This window comes from Teredinibacter sp. KSP-S5-2, assembly GCF_032773895.1.
Classification (GTDB): domain Bacteria; phylum Pseudomonadota; class Gammaproteobacteria; order Pseudomonadales; family Cellvibrionaceae.
Map to the genome: position 1 here is coordinate 4,716,627 of NZ_CP120416.1, position 16,196 is coordinate 4,732,822.

General features: G+C 45.3%; 15 protein-coding genes. 9 read left to right on the forward strand and 6 right to left on the reverse strand.

The window, feature by feature from the left end:
- The first annotated feature begins 28 nt into the window (after positions 1-28).
- The 3 genes from P5V12_RS20240 (at position 29) to P5V12_RS20250 (ending at position 2,865) form a co-directional block, all read left to right on the forward strand.
- Entirely contained in the window at positions 29-1,300 is a 1,272-nt protein-coding gene (locus P5V12_RS20240) for a dicarboxylate/amino acid:cation symporter (RefSeq protein WP_316954895.1), read from the forward strand.
- 139 nt (positions 1,301-1,439) lie between these two features.
- Positions 1,440-1,619 carry a hypothetical protein gene (locus P5V12_RS20245; protein WP_316954896.1) on the forward strand — a complete coding sequence of 60 codons (180 nt, stop codon included), beginning with the start codon at positions 1,440-1,442 and terminating at the stop codon, positions 1,617-1,619.
- A 175-nt stretch (positions 1,620-1,794) separates the two neighbouring features.
- Positions 1,795-2,865, forward strand: a complete 1,071-nt coding sequence (locus P5V12_RS20250; protein WP_316954897.1) for a class I SAM-dependent methyltransferase — start codon at positions 1,795-1,797, stop codon at positions 2,863-2,865.
- Here P5V12_RS20250 and P5V12_RS20255 read toward each other — a convergent pair.
- A complete protein-coding gene (locus P5V12_RS20255; protein ID WP_316954898.1) occupies positions 2,862-4,058 on the reverse strand; it encodes a sugar efflux transporter in 1,197 nt (398 codons plus the stop codon). The two genes, P5V12_RS20250 and P5V12_RS20255, sit on opposite strands and share 4 nt — an antisense overlap.
- A gap of 233 nt (positions 4,059-4,291) precedes the next feature.
- Here P5V12_RS20255 and P5V12_RS20260 point away from each other — a divergent pair, with 233 nt between their 5' ends.
- Positions 4,292-4,996, forward strand: coding sequence for a response regulator transcription factor (locus P5V12_RS20260; RefSeq protein WP_316954899.1), 705 nt, complete (start codon positions 4,292-4,294; stop codon positions 4,994-4,996).
- Positions 4,997-5,419, forward strand: a complete 423-nt coding sequence (locus P5V12_RS20265) for a hypothetical protein (RefSeq protein WP_316954900.1) — start codon at positions 4,997-4,999, stop codon at positions 5,417-5,419. It begins immediately after the preceding gene.
- 93 nt (positions 5,420-5,512) lie between these two features.
- Here P5V12_RS20265 and P5V12_RS20270 read toward each other — a convergent pair whose 3' ends face one another.
- The 4 genes from P5V12_RS20270 to P5V12_RS20285 all read right to left on the reverse strand — a co-directional run bounded on the left by P5V12_RS20270 (position 5,513) and on the right by P5V12_RS20285 (position 12,407).
- A complete protein-coding gene (locus P5V12_RS20270; RefSeq protein ID WP_316954901.1) occupies positions 5,513-7,600 on the reverse strand; it encodes a TonB-dependent receptor plug domain-containing protein in 2,088 nt (695 codons plus the stop codon).
- Between the two features lie 267 nt (positions 7,601-7,867).
- Positions 7,868-9,226 (reverse strand): HDOD domain-containing protein, encoded by a 1,359-nt coding sequence (locus P5V12_RS20275; RefSeq protein WP_410483349.1) that lies wholly within the window; start codon positions 9,224-9,226, stop codon positions 7,868-7,870.
- Positions 9,227-9,392: 166 nt separating this feature from the next.
- A complete protein-coding gene (gene recG / locus P5V12_RS20280; protein WP_316954903.1) occupies positions 9,393-11,474 on the reverse strand; it encodes an ATP-dependent DNA helicase RecG in 2,082 nt (693 codons plus the stop codon).
- An 18-nt stretch (positions 11,475-11,492) separates the two neighbouring features.
- On the reverse strand, positions 11,493-12,407 hold the full coding sequence (locus tag P5V12_RS20285) for a hydrogen peroxide-inducible genes activator (RefSeq protein WP_316954904.1): 915 nt from the start codon (positions 12,405-12,407) through the stop codon (positions 11,493-11,495).
- Between the two features lie 53 nt (positions 12,408-12,460).
- Here P5V12_RS20285 and P5V12_RS20290 point away from each other — a divergent pair, with 53 nt between their 5' ends.
- The 4 genes from P5V12_RS20290 to P5V12_RS20305 all read left to right on the forward strand — a co-directional run bounded on the left by P5V12_RS20290 (position 12,461) and on the right by P5V12_RS20305 (position 15,749).
- Positions 12,461-13,300: an SDR family oxidoreductase gene (locus P5V12_RS20290; RefSeq protein WP_316954905.1), complete on the forward strand. Its 840-nt coding sequence runs from the start codon at positions 12,461-12,463 to the stop codon at positions 13,298-13,300.
- A gap of 120 nt (positions 13,301-13,420) precedes the next feature.
- Complete coding sequence (locus P5V12_RS20295; protein ID WP_316954906.1) at positions 13,421-13,900, forward strand: hypothetical protein; 480 nt, start codon at positions 13,421-13,423, stop codon at positions 13,898-13,900.
- A 297-nt stretch (positions 13,901-14,197) separates the two neighbouring features.
- On the forward strand, positions 14,198-14,926 hold the full coding sequence (locus tag P5V12_RS20300) for a hypothetical protein (protein WP_316954907.1): 729 nt from the start codon (positions 14,198-14,200) through the stop codon (positions 14,924-14,926).
- A 52-nt stretch (positions 14,927-14,978) separates the two neighbouring features.
- Positions 14,979-15,749: a hypothetical protein gene (locus tag P5V12_RS20305; protein WP_316954908.1), complete on the forward strand. Its 771-nt coding sequence runs from the start codon at positions 14,979-14,981 to the stop codon at positions 15,747-15,749.
- 47 nt (positions 15,750-15,796) lie between these two features.
- Here P5V12_RS20305 and P5V12_RS20310 read toward each other — a convergent pair whose 3' ends face one another.
- Entirely contained in the window at positions 15,797-16,186 is a 390-nt protein-coding gene (locus tag P5V12_RS20310) for a RidA family protein (protein WP_316954909.1), read from the reverse strand.
- Between the last annotated feature and the right edge of the window lie 10 nt (positions 16,187-16,196).

Below are 16,196 nucleotides of genomic sequence, written 5' to 3' on the forward strand. Positions count from 1 at the left end.
AAATAATAATTAAGTAAGGAGAGAAGGAATGAAGTTACAGCTTCATTGGCAGATCCTGATATCCATCATTTTAGCTGTGGTTGTTGGTACGGCTTTTGAACCAACCACAACGATTTTTTCCATACCGTTACTTAGCATTTTTGAATTTCTTGGCACACTTTTTCTTAACGCATTAAAAATGGTGATCGTGCCTCTGGTGTTGTCATCCATTATTTGCGGAATGTCGGGTATTGGCAGTGGCGGTAATTTGGGGCGTCTAGGTGGAAAGACTCTGGCGTTCTACATGATTTCAAGTTTGCTTGCCATCTTAATGGGCCTGTTTCTGGTTAACATGATTCAACCAGGCATTATTGGTGGCGAGCCAGCGAAGGAATTACTGGGTTTAACGATCGATGGGCAAGTTGAACAAAAGCTGGAAAGCATCGGCAATCGCGGGGCAGGAGATATTGCAGAAGTTTTTTTACGGATGGTGCCGCCCAACATTGTATTTGCAGCAGCGCAAGGGCAAATGCTTGGTTTAATTTTCTTTGGCATTTTATTTGGCTTTTTTATGCTGAAGATAGAAAACGAGCATAAAAATATTATGATCGGTTTTTGGCAGGGTGTATTTCAAACCATGATGTTTATCACCATGTTTGTTATGAAACTCTCGCCATACGGTGTGTTTGGCTTGGTTGCAACAACAGCCATTGCAACAGATTTTAGAGAGTTAATGGAAACAGTCGGGCTTTTCTTTTTGACTGTGGCTATGGCCTTACTTGCGCATGCGCTGATTACTATGCCGATCTTGTTAAAAGTGCTGGGCAGAGTGAATCCGGTAAAACAAATTAAAGCGCTCTCTCCCGCTATGCTCACGGCATTTTCTACCGCATCCTCATCGGGTACATTGCCGGTGACGATGGAATGTATGGAAAAAAATGCAGGGGTGTCGAATAAAACAACCTCTTTTGTTTTGCCCCTGGGGGCAACCATTAATATGGACGGAACCGCACTGTACGAATGTGTTGCGGCAATGTTCATCGCACAAGCGTATGGTTTGGAGTTATCGTTTAGTGTGCAATTTACTATTGTTGTAATTGCATTACTGACGTCGATTGGGGTGGCTGGCATTCCATCCGCCAGTCTGGTTGCTATCACCGTAATTTTGTCTGCGGTCGGTTTACCTTTGGAGGGTATTGGATTGCTGATGATTACCGATCGGATCCTCGATATGATGCGTACCACGGTCAACGTCTTTAGTGATAGTTGCTGTGCCACAGTGATTGCTCGTACAGAAGGTGAAGAAACTTCGCTGCAGTAATCACCTTAAATGCCACAGGGAATAATTGAATTTTTCAGTGCGGGTAAACGTTTTTTTATGGGCGTGGTAAATAGCATTGTTATCATGGTGTGAGGAATATCAACACAATCTATTACAAAGAATTGATTGAGACTGTTACATGGCTGCCTTTATATTTCATGCCAAAATAATTTTGGGTGGCGTTTTTCATCATCATGTTTTTGATCAAGGGAAATTCCAAACATACTTTGCTTTAGAGTCGAGTTTTATTTGCGGACTTAAAAAAACTAAGGCAGTTGCCGGTTTTTTTTGTCCGGCAATTGGCTTCAATAGCCATTAAGCAGATATGGCCTGTTTATCATTGGATAGAGTTGCTGTTTGTTGTTTGGCTTAGTATATTTTTGCCGCTTGGTTAGATTTGCGTTGGGTCAACAGTTGAAGGCTTTCTTCTTTTGGTGGCCTGCTGACTCGTCTACTATCATCAACCCCTTTTTATTTGTGAAAATTATAAAATCATGGCTGAACTCTATACTAGCGACACAAAATCTGCTCTGGAAGCGATAACTGATGCACATAAAATTGCTTTTGCTCCCTACATCTTCCAGGCAACGGTTGCTTTGGATGGGTTAGGCATTCTTGGGGCAGTGGATCAGGCCAAAGAGGAAGGGGTATCGGTTGATAAGGTTGCACAGCAGCTGGGCCTGTCGCGTTATGGTGTGAGTGTGTTGTTGGATGCTGGCCTTTCGATAGGTTTGGTTTACAAACAGGGCGGTGCGTTTAAGTTAACCAAAGCCGGCCATTTTTTGTTGCATGATCAGATGACTCGCGTAAATTTCGAGTTTAGCCGGGATTTTAGTTACCGTGGTTTGGAAAAACTGATGTCCTCGATTCAAACGGGTGTGCCGGAAGGTTTAAAAGAGTACTCCGAAGAGAAAACCATTTACCCGATTTTATCTTCTTTGCCAGAACCGGCCAAAGCGAGCTGGTTTAATTTTGATCACTACTTTTCTGACAGTGCCTTTCCAGAAGTCTTGCCTATTATCTTCGAGCAGCCGGTAAAGAGATTGCTCGATTGTGGTGGTAACACTGGAAAATTTGCGCTTTCCTGTGTTGCATACGATGAAAATGTCAACGTCACTATTCTGGATTTGCCGCAGCAATTGGCGTTAATGAAAGAAAATATCGCGAATAAAACGGGTAAGGATCGGATAGATGGGCAGCCATATAATTTCCTGGCTCTGGAAGGTGGCTTACCTGAAGGCGCAGATGTTATTTGGATGAGCCAGTTCCTGGATTGTTTTTCAGAAGAAGAAATTGAGCGTATTTTGAAGAAAGCCGCAGCGGCCATGTCTGATAGTACGCGTCTTTGTATTCTGGAAACCTTCTGGGATCGACAGAATTATGAAGCCGCGGCACTAAGCATTAATTGTACATCCCTGTACTTTAGTTGCTTTGCCAATGGCAACAGCCGTATGTATGAGTCCGACGTATTTAAAAATATAGTGCAACGCGCAGGTCTGACTATAGATAAGTCCATCGACCATATCGGTAAAGGCCACTCATTGGTGGTATGCCGTAAAGCTTAAGCGGCATTGAGTTGGGCGCTGCGGTGCCCAACTGAGCTGTTCATGGTGATCAAAAGAACGAGTGCAATTAACGCGACGAATATGTTTACGGCATACACGGAGTGGTAGCCGAACCATTGAGCAACCACCGCAACAACACTGCTACCGATTACATTCCCCGCACTGATTGTATTTACAAACATGGCTGAGGCTGTACCGGTCTTCCCTGGCATCATATTCTGGAACCAGGTCATACCGAGGCCGGCAAGCGTACCGATAAAAATGGCATTAAAAATTTGTAGGGCGAATAGCTGCCACAAATCTGTTGCGAAGAAAAATCCGGCATAAAGCAATGCAGCGCAAAATGCGCCTATTCTGATCATTACCAACAGCGAAAAACGGCTGGCTAACCATCCGGCGAGGATCATCACCGGTACTTCAAGTCCCGCTGCGGTACCGTATATCCAACCGGCTTGGCTGCTTGGCGTTGCCATGGATTCAGCGAGAAACAATGGCAAACAGATTATGTAAGTCTGGTTGGCACTGTAGAGCAGCGCAAATGCCAGAATGGCAATGGTGAGGGTTCTGTTGCGGTTTGCGGCGGGTTGCAGCGGTGGTGTGGTGACACGCTGGACTTTAGGTAAAAAGGCCAGACCGCACAGGCCCACAGCAAAATAGCAAAAACCGACCAGAAGGTAATGGTACTTGGGGCCCAGCAGGGTAAATAAGTAAAAACCCAGCGGTGGGCCGCCAACCCAGGACACCGCTACGCAGGCTCTTACAATAGAGTTAAATAACGCATTGCGGTCTGGATGGAGAAACTGGTCGGCATATTCGCGGGTGATTGCCAGCATTTGTGAGGTAGACGCCAATGAAAAAGCAAAAAATGTTAAGCCTGCGATTAATACCAATACATAGCTATCGGCAAAAGCAAAAGTAATACAGGCCAGGGCACCACTGCTCATACCTATAAGGATGATATGGCGTCTGTCGCCAAGTTTGTCTGACCAATGGCCAACCACTTGCGCAAACACAATACTGGTGGCCGACATGGCGACGAAGAAGCTGCCAACCAAAAAAGGCGTTACCTTTAGGTGTTCGGCGAGATAAACACTCAAAGTGGGCACAATAAGCGCGAATAGGCCGCCGCCGAAGAGCGATACTATGCACATGATAAGAGAGTACTTTGAATAGAGTGTTTGATATTGCTGCACGAAAGTGTATCCGCCTGTTGTTGCGAGGGAGTCGAGTTGATTTTAGTGTGAAATACGCTACAGCAAAGTGTAGCTTGTGAAAATGATTGATTTTGCGAAAGATTTCAGCCACAAATACAGAAAACGGGGAAACTTTAAAGAATGTTTAGTAAAATCCGGGTGAGTTTTGGGCTGCATCGAAGATGATCTTGCGTCTAACATTATGATATTGAAAGTAGAGCTGGGGAATGGGCATGAGTGTCAGAATCCTACTTGTTGAGGATGACCAGAAGCTGGGAGAGCTTCTTCAAGAGTATCTGGATAACCAGGGATATATCACTCGAAGAGAGCAGGATGGAGAAGAAATTCCCGCTGCGATTGAAGAGTTTCGACCAAACCTGATCATTCTGGATTTAATGTTGCCAGGGAAAAATGGTTTTGATGTATGTAAAGAGGTGAGAGATACCTATACCGGGAAAATTCTGTTTTTAACCGCCAGCGAAGATGATATGGACCAGGTTGTTGGCCTGGAGCTTGGAGCTGATGACTTTGTTAAGAAACCGGTTCAACCTCGCGTGTTGTTAGCCAGAATTCGTATGCTTATGCGACGAATTGAGTCCCATCCCGGCGGTGGCGAGCATATTCAACAGTTGGTATTTGGTGGTTTATCAATAAAGAACAATACCCGTGAAGTGTATTTGCACGGCAAGCAAGTCGTTTTGACCCCGGCTGAATTTGATCTTTTATGGTTGCTTGCGAACCATGCAGACGATGTCTTAAGTCGTGACCAATTGTTTAAAGAACTGCGGGGTATTGAGTTTGATGGGCTGGATCGTTCTGTTGATACCAAAATAGTCGCCCTGCGGAAAAAATTGGAAGATAACGGGTCAATCGCAAGAAAAATTATCACTGTACGGGGTAAAGGCTACTTATTTGCATCCGATGCCTGGAATGAGTAAATGAACAAACTACTCATTGTCCTGATATTTCTTCTGCCCGTATCGGTATTGGCAGAAGAAAATGGGTGTGAGTTATTTATTTCCGGGGAACCGTTTGAGTTTCGGTTTGAAGGACAAGACTATTCCCTTCAAGGGGCGTCTGAGGCGGGAAAAAATATTCAATGGGATACGAAAATCCCTCCTCCATTGCCAATTGATAAAGCAAAAAAACTAGCCATAAAGTATTTGGCTGAAAATCCCGTCAGTAAGCTTGAGACTATTTTATATTCTGTCCAAATTGACAGCATTCAATGTCACGCTTCTGTTCTTCCTGTGTATTTTATGCGTTTTGTTACCGTTAAGAATAAACTGCCACAAGAAGACTATTTTTTAGCTGTCGCGTTTGATCAGTCCATTTTTTCCGCTGTTAAAAAAACAAAGTAAAATTTTTTGGATAAAAAAAAGGGAGCGATGAACTCGCTCCCAAAACCTTGCCTTGCGGCAAGGGGTCGGTCTAATTGTAAACCTACCAGGGGGTTAAAACTCTACGCGAAGCCCAAGGTATGGAAATATACCCCGGCCTTCCTCTTCTTCAATGGCTACGTCATCATCCGGACTGTTCACTTTGTCGTAATCCAGAGAACGCTCTGTGACATTTTTTTGGTTCAATGCGTTGATGACATCGACAATAAAGGCAGCATCGTATTTGCCAATTTTAAATTCGTTTTTGTAACGTATATCCAGTCGGCTGTATGTTGGTAGTCGATCAGAATAAGGCTCGCCGTATTCGGGTAAGACAGCGGTTTCATCTTCAAAATATGGGTTGTCTTTCACGCCGACGATGGGGGTGTAGGCCGAACCACTTCGAATTGTCCAGCGCCAACCAATATCCTGATTGTGTGTAAGTTGATAGTTGCCCGACCAGTTAAAGACTAACGGTGTATCCAGGTTATAGTCCTGGGTAACATCGGTTCGTTCATTGGTTCGTTTACTTTTGGCCCAACTTAAACCAACCCAGGTATAAAATTTGTCGGTCAGTTCTTTGTTAACAAACAAATCGAACCCGTAAGCTTCACCACTGACTTCGTTCGAGAAATACTGATGGTTTGGATCTTCTTCCTCTTTCAGTCCGAGTGGTAGGTTTTCCAATTCTTTGAAATAACTTTCAAGAGTCCAACTCCATCCATTTTGTAACGTGTTTTCGACACCGACAGTGTAATGGGTTGCTGTTGGTGATTTCAGATTTGGGTTACCTATGCCTTCGATAACATATTCGATATCCGGGAAACGATTGTATTTGCCATAACTGGTGGATATTTTCCAACTGTCTGAAATAATGTAACTGGCGGCCAATCGTGGATGAGTAAATGACTCATCGGTGTAATCATTCTCTTGATACTGAACACCAATATTGAGCGTGAATCTGTCTGTAATCGACCAGTCATCGTTTAAATATGCTGTGTATTCTTTTCTATCAAAACGACTATTATCTTCCGTTTCTCCTCGGCGGGTTTCATCACAAGAAGGGTCAAACTCAGTACAGACAAAATGAATCATTCTGTATTTGTATTTGGTGGTGTAGTCGTAGGAAGCCGCACCCAGCGTAAATGTGTGGGACTTGCCTATGGGCTGGACTATCTGGCCTTTTATCGTATCGAGTTTTTCCTCTGTATTGGAAAAGAAGTTATTCCCCCAGTTTACATCGGTATCAAACGTTAAGCTTCCGACCCCCAACTTTATATGTCGACCACTCTCCCCGAAATTGTCCCAGATAACGGATTGCCCGACATATCGATCAAGTAATTTTGCGTCGCCTTCGAAATCCGGATTACTGCGCACAAATTCTGATTCGCGAGAGAAATTTGCAGCGGCTTCATCGGAAGCACCATTGGCCGAAAGTGTTAGCTTATTGTTTTCGCCAACATCCTGTACGAACTTAAATTGATAATCGTCATCTTCCGGTACTTGCTCAATAGTGATGCCATCTTCCTCTTCCCCTTCGGAAATAAATAGATGCATTAAACTTTTTCGGTAGCTCGCATAGAAGGCTCCGCCCTTCCACAAACCGGACTCAAGGAATATGCCCGAACGTAACATCGATGCGTCGACGATCGCGTGAAATTGTTCGGCTTTTGGGTCGCGCAAAGTAATATTGAATGCGGCGCCAGTCACGTTGCTGTATTCGGGACCAAAGCCCGCGGAGTACATCTGAAAATCCTGGATAATGGATTCGTGAAAGATAGAGTTGGTGAATTGGTGAAAAACATAGCCTGCGGGAAGAAAGTCAACCTGGAAAATATTATCCGCAGGTGAAGAGCCGCGTACCGCAGGTTCACCGCCATCTCCATCAGAATACACGACACCTGGCAGACTATAGATTGCGCCGAGTGGGTCACCAAATGAACCTGGCATATCCACCAGTTTTTGCGCTTCTTCGGTTATCTCTGTGAAGTTTGCTCTGCGGCTGCCATAAACATAGGTTTCTTCAATGTTTTCCTCACCTTTTTGATCATCTGAACTTGGTGTGGTTTTTTCTGCATCTGCGGCGTGCAGTTGCAGAGAGCTTAGGGCAAGCGCGCTCACAATACTGGTCGATAGAATCTTTTTTGCTAGAGGCATGTTCATCTGACTGTCCGTAATAATTTTTATGCGGCAAATTCTACGGCTTGACTTGAGCTGTGTATTTGAGGGGTATGTTATGGTTTGTTACATCAGCTGCAATGAGTGTTACTAAGCGTTGCTAATTAAGGGCAGTTTGTAAACAAGCTGTCGGTTTGATTAGAGAATATTCGTAAGAATACAAATGACTGTTTCAGGAAGGAACGTGTAGTAATGCTCTTTACTGTTATCCTGTAAATTTATATTCACAGAGTAACAGCAAAGAAAACAAAACTAACCGCGGAGTTTATCGGCAATATCGTCTAAGTCGTCGCCGGATTCCAATAGGTTTTCAATCGTAATGTCCGCCGTTTCTGGGTCGAGGTGCAAAGACTTAAAGAGTTGCATTGGAATGGCCCCGCCATACGCTGTACCAAAACCGTGATTGGCAAGCATACGTTTGGCCAGATAAATGAGTTTAGAGTAGGTTTGGTGGTGATCGGAATAGTCAATGTTGTTTTGTTGGCGTAAAGCTATGACCACTTCCTGCGGCATATTCCAGTTATCTAACAACCAAGATGCAATCTGATTGCCCGTTACTTTAATGCAGTGTTGTTCAACTGCCGCGACAGGAACGTGGGGATTGGCATCAGAAAGACGCATGATATTGTTTAGGTATGGAGGAAATACCTCAGCAAGAATGAGCGTACCAATATTGCTGAGCAGGCCCGACAAGTAAGCCATACCAAAACTGGGGCGGTGTTCACGCGCAATGGATGTCACCAACCCCTCAACTGCCGCAGCGGTATACACCGCGTTGCGCCAATAGGTTGCAACTTGTCTGTGGCTTAGTTGCTCGGTGGATAAGGTTTTGCCAAGGGCCAAACCCAGTGCCAGGTTAAGTACCATATCGAAACCCAGTACACGAACAATCGCGTCGTGAACAGATTTTATTTTTCCTGGAGCAGAGTAATAAGGCGATGCCGCCCAGCTCACAACTTGAGCTGCAAGGCTAGGATCAATTTCAACAATATTGGTGAGATCGCTAATATCGGCATTGGGGTCTGCGCGAAGCTTAATAATTCGCTGTGCACTTTCTGGTAAGGGCGGAAGCTCAAGAGTTTCTTCCAGGCGCTGCTTAATTCTAAGTTGAGTAAAGCGCTCTACGCTGGACTGAATTTGTTTTTCGTCTTTATCCGGGTCGGCAGATAACTCGGGAATCTTTATCGCAAAACTGCCAATGCTGGCGGTTTTAATAATACTGCTGAAGCCATTGTGATCGAGTTCAAGCATACTGTGCTGGTCACCGGTTTCTAGCAGCAAGTTCTCCCGCTGCAATAAACTGGCTTCAACCAGTGTGGGCATACCCTGCCAGCGTGGTATGGCTGGAACGGCCGTAAGGTGATGCTCGTTTATGAGAGGGCGGACTTCCGAGTTCGGCACCGCAACAAAGTTACGTGCAAACTGTTGGTACATGGAATCCAGATCCAACATGGTATCGCTAGGAATCAAAACCTGTGCTCTGCCTTGGGCATCTTCAACAAGTATTGACCTGACAACACAGCTATTCCCGGTATTTGGTGTAACCGGTAGCTTTGGATTCCGTAAATCCATCTCGGTGATGTTGTAATGCACCTTTTGAGTTTCGAGCATTTCAACAACGCTAGTTGGCAGACTCACAAGATATCTCCTTAATTATTGTTTAAGTGCGCATACAAAAGACAAACAATGCGCCTCTTAATCAATATAGTTGGCCTATGAGCAATCGCCAGGGAATGAGAAAAATCAGGGTTGGCAATGTGATGAAAGGGGGCTTTTTTTACACCCTGGCGTAGACTCTGGCATCACCAAACCAGCGATTGGTAAGGTGTTCTGCAGATATGGAATTGTCTGTGAGTAAGTCTTTACCTACTTTGTGAACTAAAGGAAGCATAGCGCTATCTCGCTGCGCATCGGCAATGCGGTATTCCATATTACCGGTTTGACGGGTACCAAGGAGCTCGCCTGGGCCGCGTAATTCCAGGTCTTTTTCCGAAATAACAAAACCATCGGTAGACTGGCGAAGAACTTTGAGCCGCTCGCGGCCATCATTAGAAAGCTTATCGCCATAGAGCAGAACACAATGGCTCTCTGCGCTGCCTCGTCCGACTCGACCGCGCAATTGATGGAGCTGAGCCAGGCCCAGCCGCTCAGGATTTTCGATGATCATTAAACTGGCATTGGGCACATCTACACCGACTTCGATGACGGTCGTGGCTACCAACAACTGAACCTCGCCTTGTTTAAATGCCGTCATTACGGCTTCTTTTTCCGCGGGTCTCAGTCGTCCGTGGCAGAGTCCTTGGGAGATATTAGGCAAGGCTTCCTTGAGCATGGCCGCCAACTCTTCGGCGTTGGCCGCTGACAAGGTTTCGGATTCCTCAATCAATGGACAAACCCAGTAAACCTGTCGCCCCTCTGCGCATACGGCACTAATCCGGTTGATAATTTCCGGCCGTCGTTTCTGGCTGACTAAAAGTGTATTAATGGGCGTTCGGCCGGGAGGAAGTTCATCGATAATCGAGTAATCCAATTCCGAGTAGGCGGTCATGGCCAACGTCCGAGGGATAGGCGTGGCAGTCATGACCAGTTGATGTGGCATTTCTCGGGAGAGACTTTTTTGTTGCAGGCTGAGGCGCTGGTTTACCCCAAACCGATGTTGCTCATCGATGATGACCAGGCCCAGGCGTGCAAAGCAGACGTTGTCCTGAAACAGGGCATGGGTGCCAATGATAATCTGATATTCACCGCGTGTAATGGCTTCGTAGGTTTCCCGTTTTTTCTTGGCTGTGAGCTTTCCCACCAGCCAGCCAATACGAATATTTAACGGTTCCAACCAGGCTGCGAAATTTTTAAAGTGCTGTTCCGCCAATATTTCAGTTGGTGCGGCAATAGCAACCTGATAGCCACTGGCGGCGGCCTGTAACGCGGCAAGTGCCGCAACCAGTGTTTTCCCCGAGCCAACATCCCCCTGAACCATCCTGAGCATGGGATAGCCACCACGGAAGTCATCCAGAATTTCGCCATATACCCTTTGTTGTGCCTGTGTCGGGGTAAAGGGAAGCGAATCGAGAAACTGCTGTATCACTTCGGGGCTTTGTTGTATCTCTGGTGCCTGATGGCTTTGAGTTTCCTGCCGTAACTGCTGACGAACAATAAAGTGTGCGAGTAATTCTTCAAAGGCTAAACGCTTTTGACAGGGATGCTGGCCTGAAAGCAGATAGTCGACGCTGGTATCTGGCGGCGGGTTATGAATGAACTGGATTGCATGGCTAAGGGATTCAACCCCGAATTCTCGATTGATCTCCGGGGGCAGCAGTTCCTCCAGCGCGTGTTTTTGCAGAAGCTCGAGCCCCTGCATGATGATTTTTCGTAATCGGGGCTGGGTAATGCCTTCGGTTAAGCCATAAACGGGGGTTAAGGTCTCTTCAACCTCAGGAGGTTTGTGCGGATCGATATATTCGTATTCGGGGTGGTAGAACTCGATGCCCGTTGCCCCCATTCTGGCTTCGCCGAATACGCGCAAAAGCGTGCCTTTTTCCAGACGGGCTTTTTGGGTGTTATTAAAGTGGAAAAAGCGCAGCCGAACAGTACCGCTGCCATCTTCAATGGTGCATTCAAGGCTTCGCCGTTTGCCAAATTTGATCTGACTGGTTAACACGTAGCCCTGAACGACGGCCATGGTGTTCAGCCGTAAATGGCCGAGTGGTGTAATACGTGTACGATCCAGATACTTGCTAGGTAAATGGAATAGTAAATCCTGGACGTTAGTTATCCCCAGCTTTTTTAAGGTTCCTGCCAGGCTGTCCCCAACGCCTTTCAGCGCAGTAACGGGAATATTTTTCAGTAACCGCCCACCCACAGTCGACAACCTTTGCGCTTAACTATGTTGTCCAAGTTGGCAGCGGGTAATGGCCGTACGAACGGCATCAATTGCCTGCAGGCGCGGAAAGCTGGCTCGCCAGGCCAGGGCAACGGTTCTGGTTGGTGGGGTTTTGAATGGCCGTGTTTCCAGCAAGCTGGTGGTGTGATTACCTACTGCAGCCGACTGCGGCAAAATGGTAATGCCAAGGCCGGAAGCTACCATATACTTAAGTGTTTCCAGCGAGCTGCCTTCTGCAGCGGTGCGAATTTTCCCTCTGGGGTCGTCTATGGATGGTTTCAGGTTAGGGCAGGCTTCCAATACTTGATCACGGAAGCAATGTCCTTCTCCAAGTAACAATACGTTGTATTCGGTAAGCTGTTCAGGCTCTAGCTGCGTAAATTGTGTTAACGGATGGTTCTTATCCATCAACACCACAAACTCTTCGTCATAGAGTGGCTGGGTAACAATATCGGCCTCGGTAAACGGTAAGGCGATGACAATTGCGTCCAAGTCACCTTGTCGAATACGCCGGCGTAACGTGGCGGTGTAGGTTTCCTCCACGTACAAAGGCATATCCTTCGCCATTTGTTGAATTTCGGGAATCAATTGTGGGAAGAGGTAGGGGCCAATAGTGAAGATCGCACCAATGTGCAATGGGCTAACCAGCTGGTTCTTACCTTCGTTGGCAATATCTTTAATGGTGGATGCCTGCTCCAGAACTTTCTGTGCCTGAGAAATAATTTTTTGCCCGAGTGGTGTGGGGTAAACACGCGTTTTGGAACGTTCAAATATTGCAGTGTCCAGTTCTTCTTCCAGTTTTTTTACCGCGATACTTAAAGTGGGCTGTGATACATGACATCGTTCGGCAGCTCGTCCAAAATGCTGTTCTTGCGCTAGGGTCACTATGTAACGTAGCTCAGTTAAGGTCATGGCGATCACTCGTTGTTGTAGTCAAAATTTATTAATGCAGAGTATTTCATAAAATGAGTCTAAAGAAAGTACTTTTTGTGGGTTATGGAGATATTGCCCAACGAGCAGCCAGGCGCTTAACTGAACAGGGCTTTTTGGTCACTGGTGTTGCGCGATCCGACAAAAAAGCGGACTCGGGAGTCGATATTTGGCGTGGTTCAGTTCGTGATCAAGCAATTCTAAAAAGAATAACCGCAGAGCATTTTTCTGCGGCCATTATTACGCTTACTCCAGACGATAGAACGGAATCCGGTTATCGTGATGCCTACTTGGCCAATGCCAAGGCGCTGGTTGATGCCTGGCGTGATACAAACACGGTACCCGGATTGGTGATTTTTGTTTCCAGTACCGCTGTATATGGACAAGATGAGGGAGAATGGGTTGATGAATTGAGCCCAACTGAGCCGGAAAATTTTCGTGGCGAAGTCATGCTTGAAGCCGAACAAGCGGTATTGCAGTTGGGTTATTGTGCATGTGTTGTGCGTTTTTCGGGAATTTATGGGCCAGGGCGAGACTTTTTACTGCGGCAAGTTAAAGAAGGGAAGGGAGGAAGTCCTGCTTATACCAACCGTATTCATGCGGAGGATTGTGCGGGTGTACTTAGTCACTTGGTTAGTTGCCACATGCAGGGGACCCGCCTTGAAAGCGTGTATCTCGCCAGCGACAGCGCTCCCGTATCTGGTGAAGACGTCCGTAAGTGGTTAGCAGAGCAACTTGGTATAGACTTGCTTAGCTCAGCAGATGAAAGTCGCAGTCTGGGAAAACAATGCGCCAATAAGAGGCTATTGGAAACCGGGTATGTGTTTTTGTATCCGTCGTATAAAGAAGGCTACGCCTCTATGATAGAAAACTGATTTCTTTTGTCTGTTGTAAAAAGTATTTTTTGAATGATTACGTGAGTTGGTGGCATATTTACTGGGGCTTATCGTCAACTTGGATGCATCGAATATGAAAAACGAAAAGGCGAATTATTAATGAATTTTGAAGATTTTACCGTTTCCCATGAAGAAACTGATTGGTCAGATTGCCTGCAGTCCTGGTCCTGGTTGTTGAAAAAGAATCCTGAGATACAAGTTTTGCTTGTGACCAAATTTGCCGAGTTGTTTGTTATAAACGATGACGACGAAGTCTGGTTTATGAGTTCCTCTGGAGGCAGTTACGAAAAAATTTCAGACTCTTTGGAATCTTTTTCCTCTCTGCTTGAAGACAAAGAGACGCTGGATTTATATTTCATGCCAGAACTGGCTATGCTTTTGGAGAATGAAGGCTTAACACTGGAAGACGATCATTGTTACGGTTTCAAGATTCCCTGTGTTTACGAAGAGTGTACCTTCGAACCAGATAATTTTTATGTTGCCAATATTGCTGAATATTTGAAAGCACTGGGGAATCGACTGGGTGAGATGGAGCAGCAAGCAGGGAACACACAGGTGACATTGAACACTTTTACCTAATGTGTTTTGTTAAACAACCTTAAACAGGAAACTATTTTTTCGATCCAATAGCTTTAATGAGGTTATAGGTTTTTGTATTAAAAAACGTTCATGAAATTAGTCTCTTTACGTTCTGGTCATAAGCAATTTTTTTTTAATATCTTTTCTCCGGTTTATGGCCAGAATTTCCCGCATATAACTAAATAATATTAATTAATTGGCAAGTGACTTTTGCATCTGAAAGTAAATGTCATTGTATGTGCTAGTCTGGAAATAAATACATTAGTTTATTTTTTGTGTGCATATAGGGACATTTATATGGATAGCCATTCGATTTCTGAACCGCAATATCGCGAAATTAAAGACACCCAGCTTACCGTTGAACAATTCAATAAAATTTTATGTCCTAATCTTCGTATCGGAGTACGAATGGGATTGCTGAACCCTGACAAATACGGTTGGGTCTCTTCCGCCGAAATGAAAAATTTTTTAAATTATATCGGTGCGAAAAAGAAATCTCAGGTGTTAAAACAACTGGTATCTGTAAGTGAGGGTGCGACAGAGTTTAAACGGAAAGACCATATAAACATTATTGAATTAAAAGGGACGCGTTTAGATCACGGTAGTTCATCCGGGATTCTCAATAATACTCACGGTTTTTCCGAAGAACGGTTAGATCATCTAAAAAGTTTTTCTGACGATGGTAAGTGTCTGCATAAAAAAGAGATGGCTGCTGCAGCCAATGACTTTCACCGTTGTCCAGTCAATTTTAAATCTAACTTGGGAACCAATATTCAGTCCCTGGAAATATCCACGGTTATGGAGATCTATGCACAGCGGGATGCGCAGGGACGGCGTTTCTTTTCTATGGATGATATCGATTGCATATGGAAGCACAACCGTTTTCCTGAGTATTGGCAAAGGCCGAAGAAGGGGTTTTACGGCACATTAAGTGCGTTGTTTAAGTTCTTTTATATGTTTAGTGTGCGTTGGCGGCTTAAGCTATTTCATCGTCATGAACATAAAAAACATCCCGCCTGTCACTGATTTTTTATAAAAAAGCGTTGTATCATGGGCTTTTATAGAATAAGAAGAGCCCATGATTTCCTTTTTTACGCCTCGACCTTTAATTGATGCTGATACCGCATTGTGGATCTCTGATGTGTTTCAGTGGGCCATCGAGCATTTTGACGGTAAAGCGTTTTTTCAGCAGACCCAATTAATTCAACCCTCCAATGCATTCTTCCCTGGCCGGGTGACCAGTGTCCACGAAAAAGCGGACTCTATATTTCAACATTGTCTGACCTACACGGGGCTGACACATTGGCCATTTACGTTAACCAGTCCCGAAATGTTTTCTCCGCAAGAGCCCATGCGCTTAGGGGTTGAGAAAATAGAACGGCACACGGAAAAAGCTTTAGTTACCCAACAAACAGAATCCAGCCTTGTGCTGAGTTACCCTCCACAACAGGTCGCTAAACCTGGGGATTTGGCAGCGAGCTTTGCTCACGGGCTTGCTCAACATATGTTGGCACAATATCACCAGGCTCCACCGGGTGGGCCAGAGCTATTTGTGCCTGCAGCGGAAGTGGTTGCGATATTTATGGGCTTCGGCGTTTTGTTTTCTAATTCGGCTTATACCTTTCGTGGCGGGTGCGGAAGTTGCTACAACCCACATGCCAACCGCAGTGCAGCACTGAGTGAGGATGAATGCCTGTTTGCTTTGGCGGTATTTTGTAAGTTAAAGAAAATTCCGATTTCTGAAGCAAAGCAGTATCTGAAACCACATTTGAAAGGGCGTCTTAAAAAAGGAATGAAACAGTTTGAGCGAATGGAATCGGAGGTGGTCGAAGGGCTTCTTCAGCCTTAGTCCTCCTAATTGGGGGCATGCTCGTTATTGCAGCCCCCAATAGCTTGTTAGGCTTTTAACACCATAATGGCATCAGCTTCGATAAGAGAATCTTTGGGTAGCTGATTGATACCAATCGCTGCACGTGCTGGGTAAGGTTGCTTAATATATTTATCCATCACTTCGTTAACGATTGCAAAGTTGCTCAAGTCTGTCAGGTAAATATTAAGTTTGACGATGTCTTGTAAACTGCCCCCAGCGGCTTCACATACGGCACTTAAGTTTTTAAATACCTGTTCCGCTTGTGCGGCAAAATCACCTTCCACCAATGTCATGGTTTCGGGAACCAAGGGAATTTGTCCAGATAGATAGACGGTATTATCAACCTTAACAGCTTGGGAATAGGTTCCGATTGCCGCCGGTGCATTATCAGAGTGGACAACTGCTTTGTCAGTCATAATGGTCTCC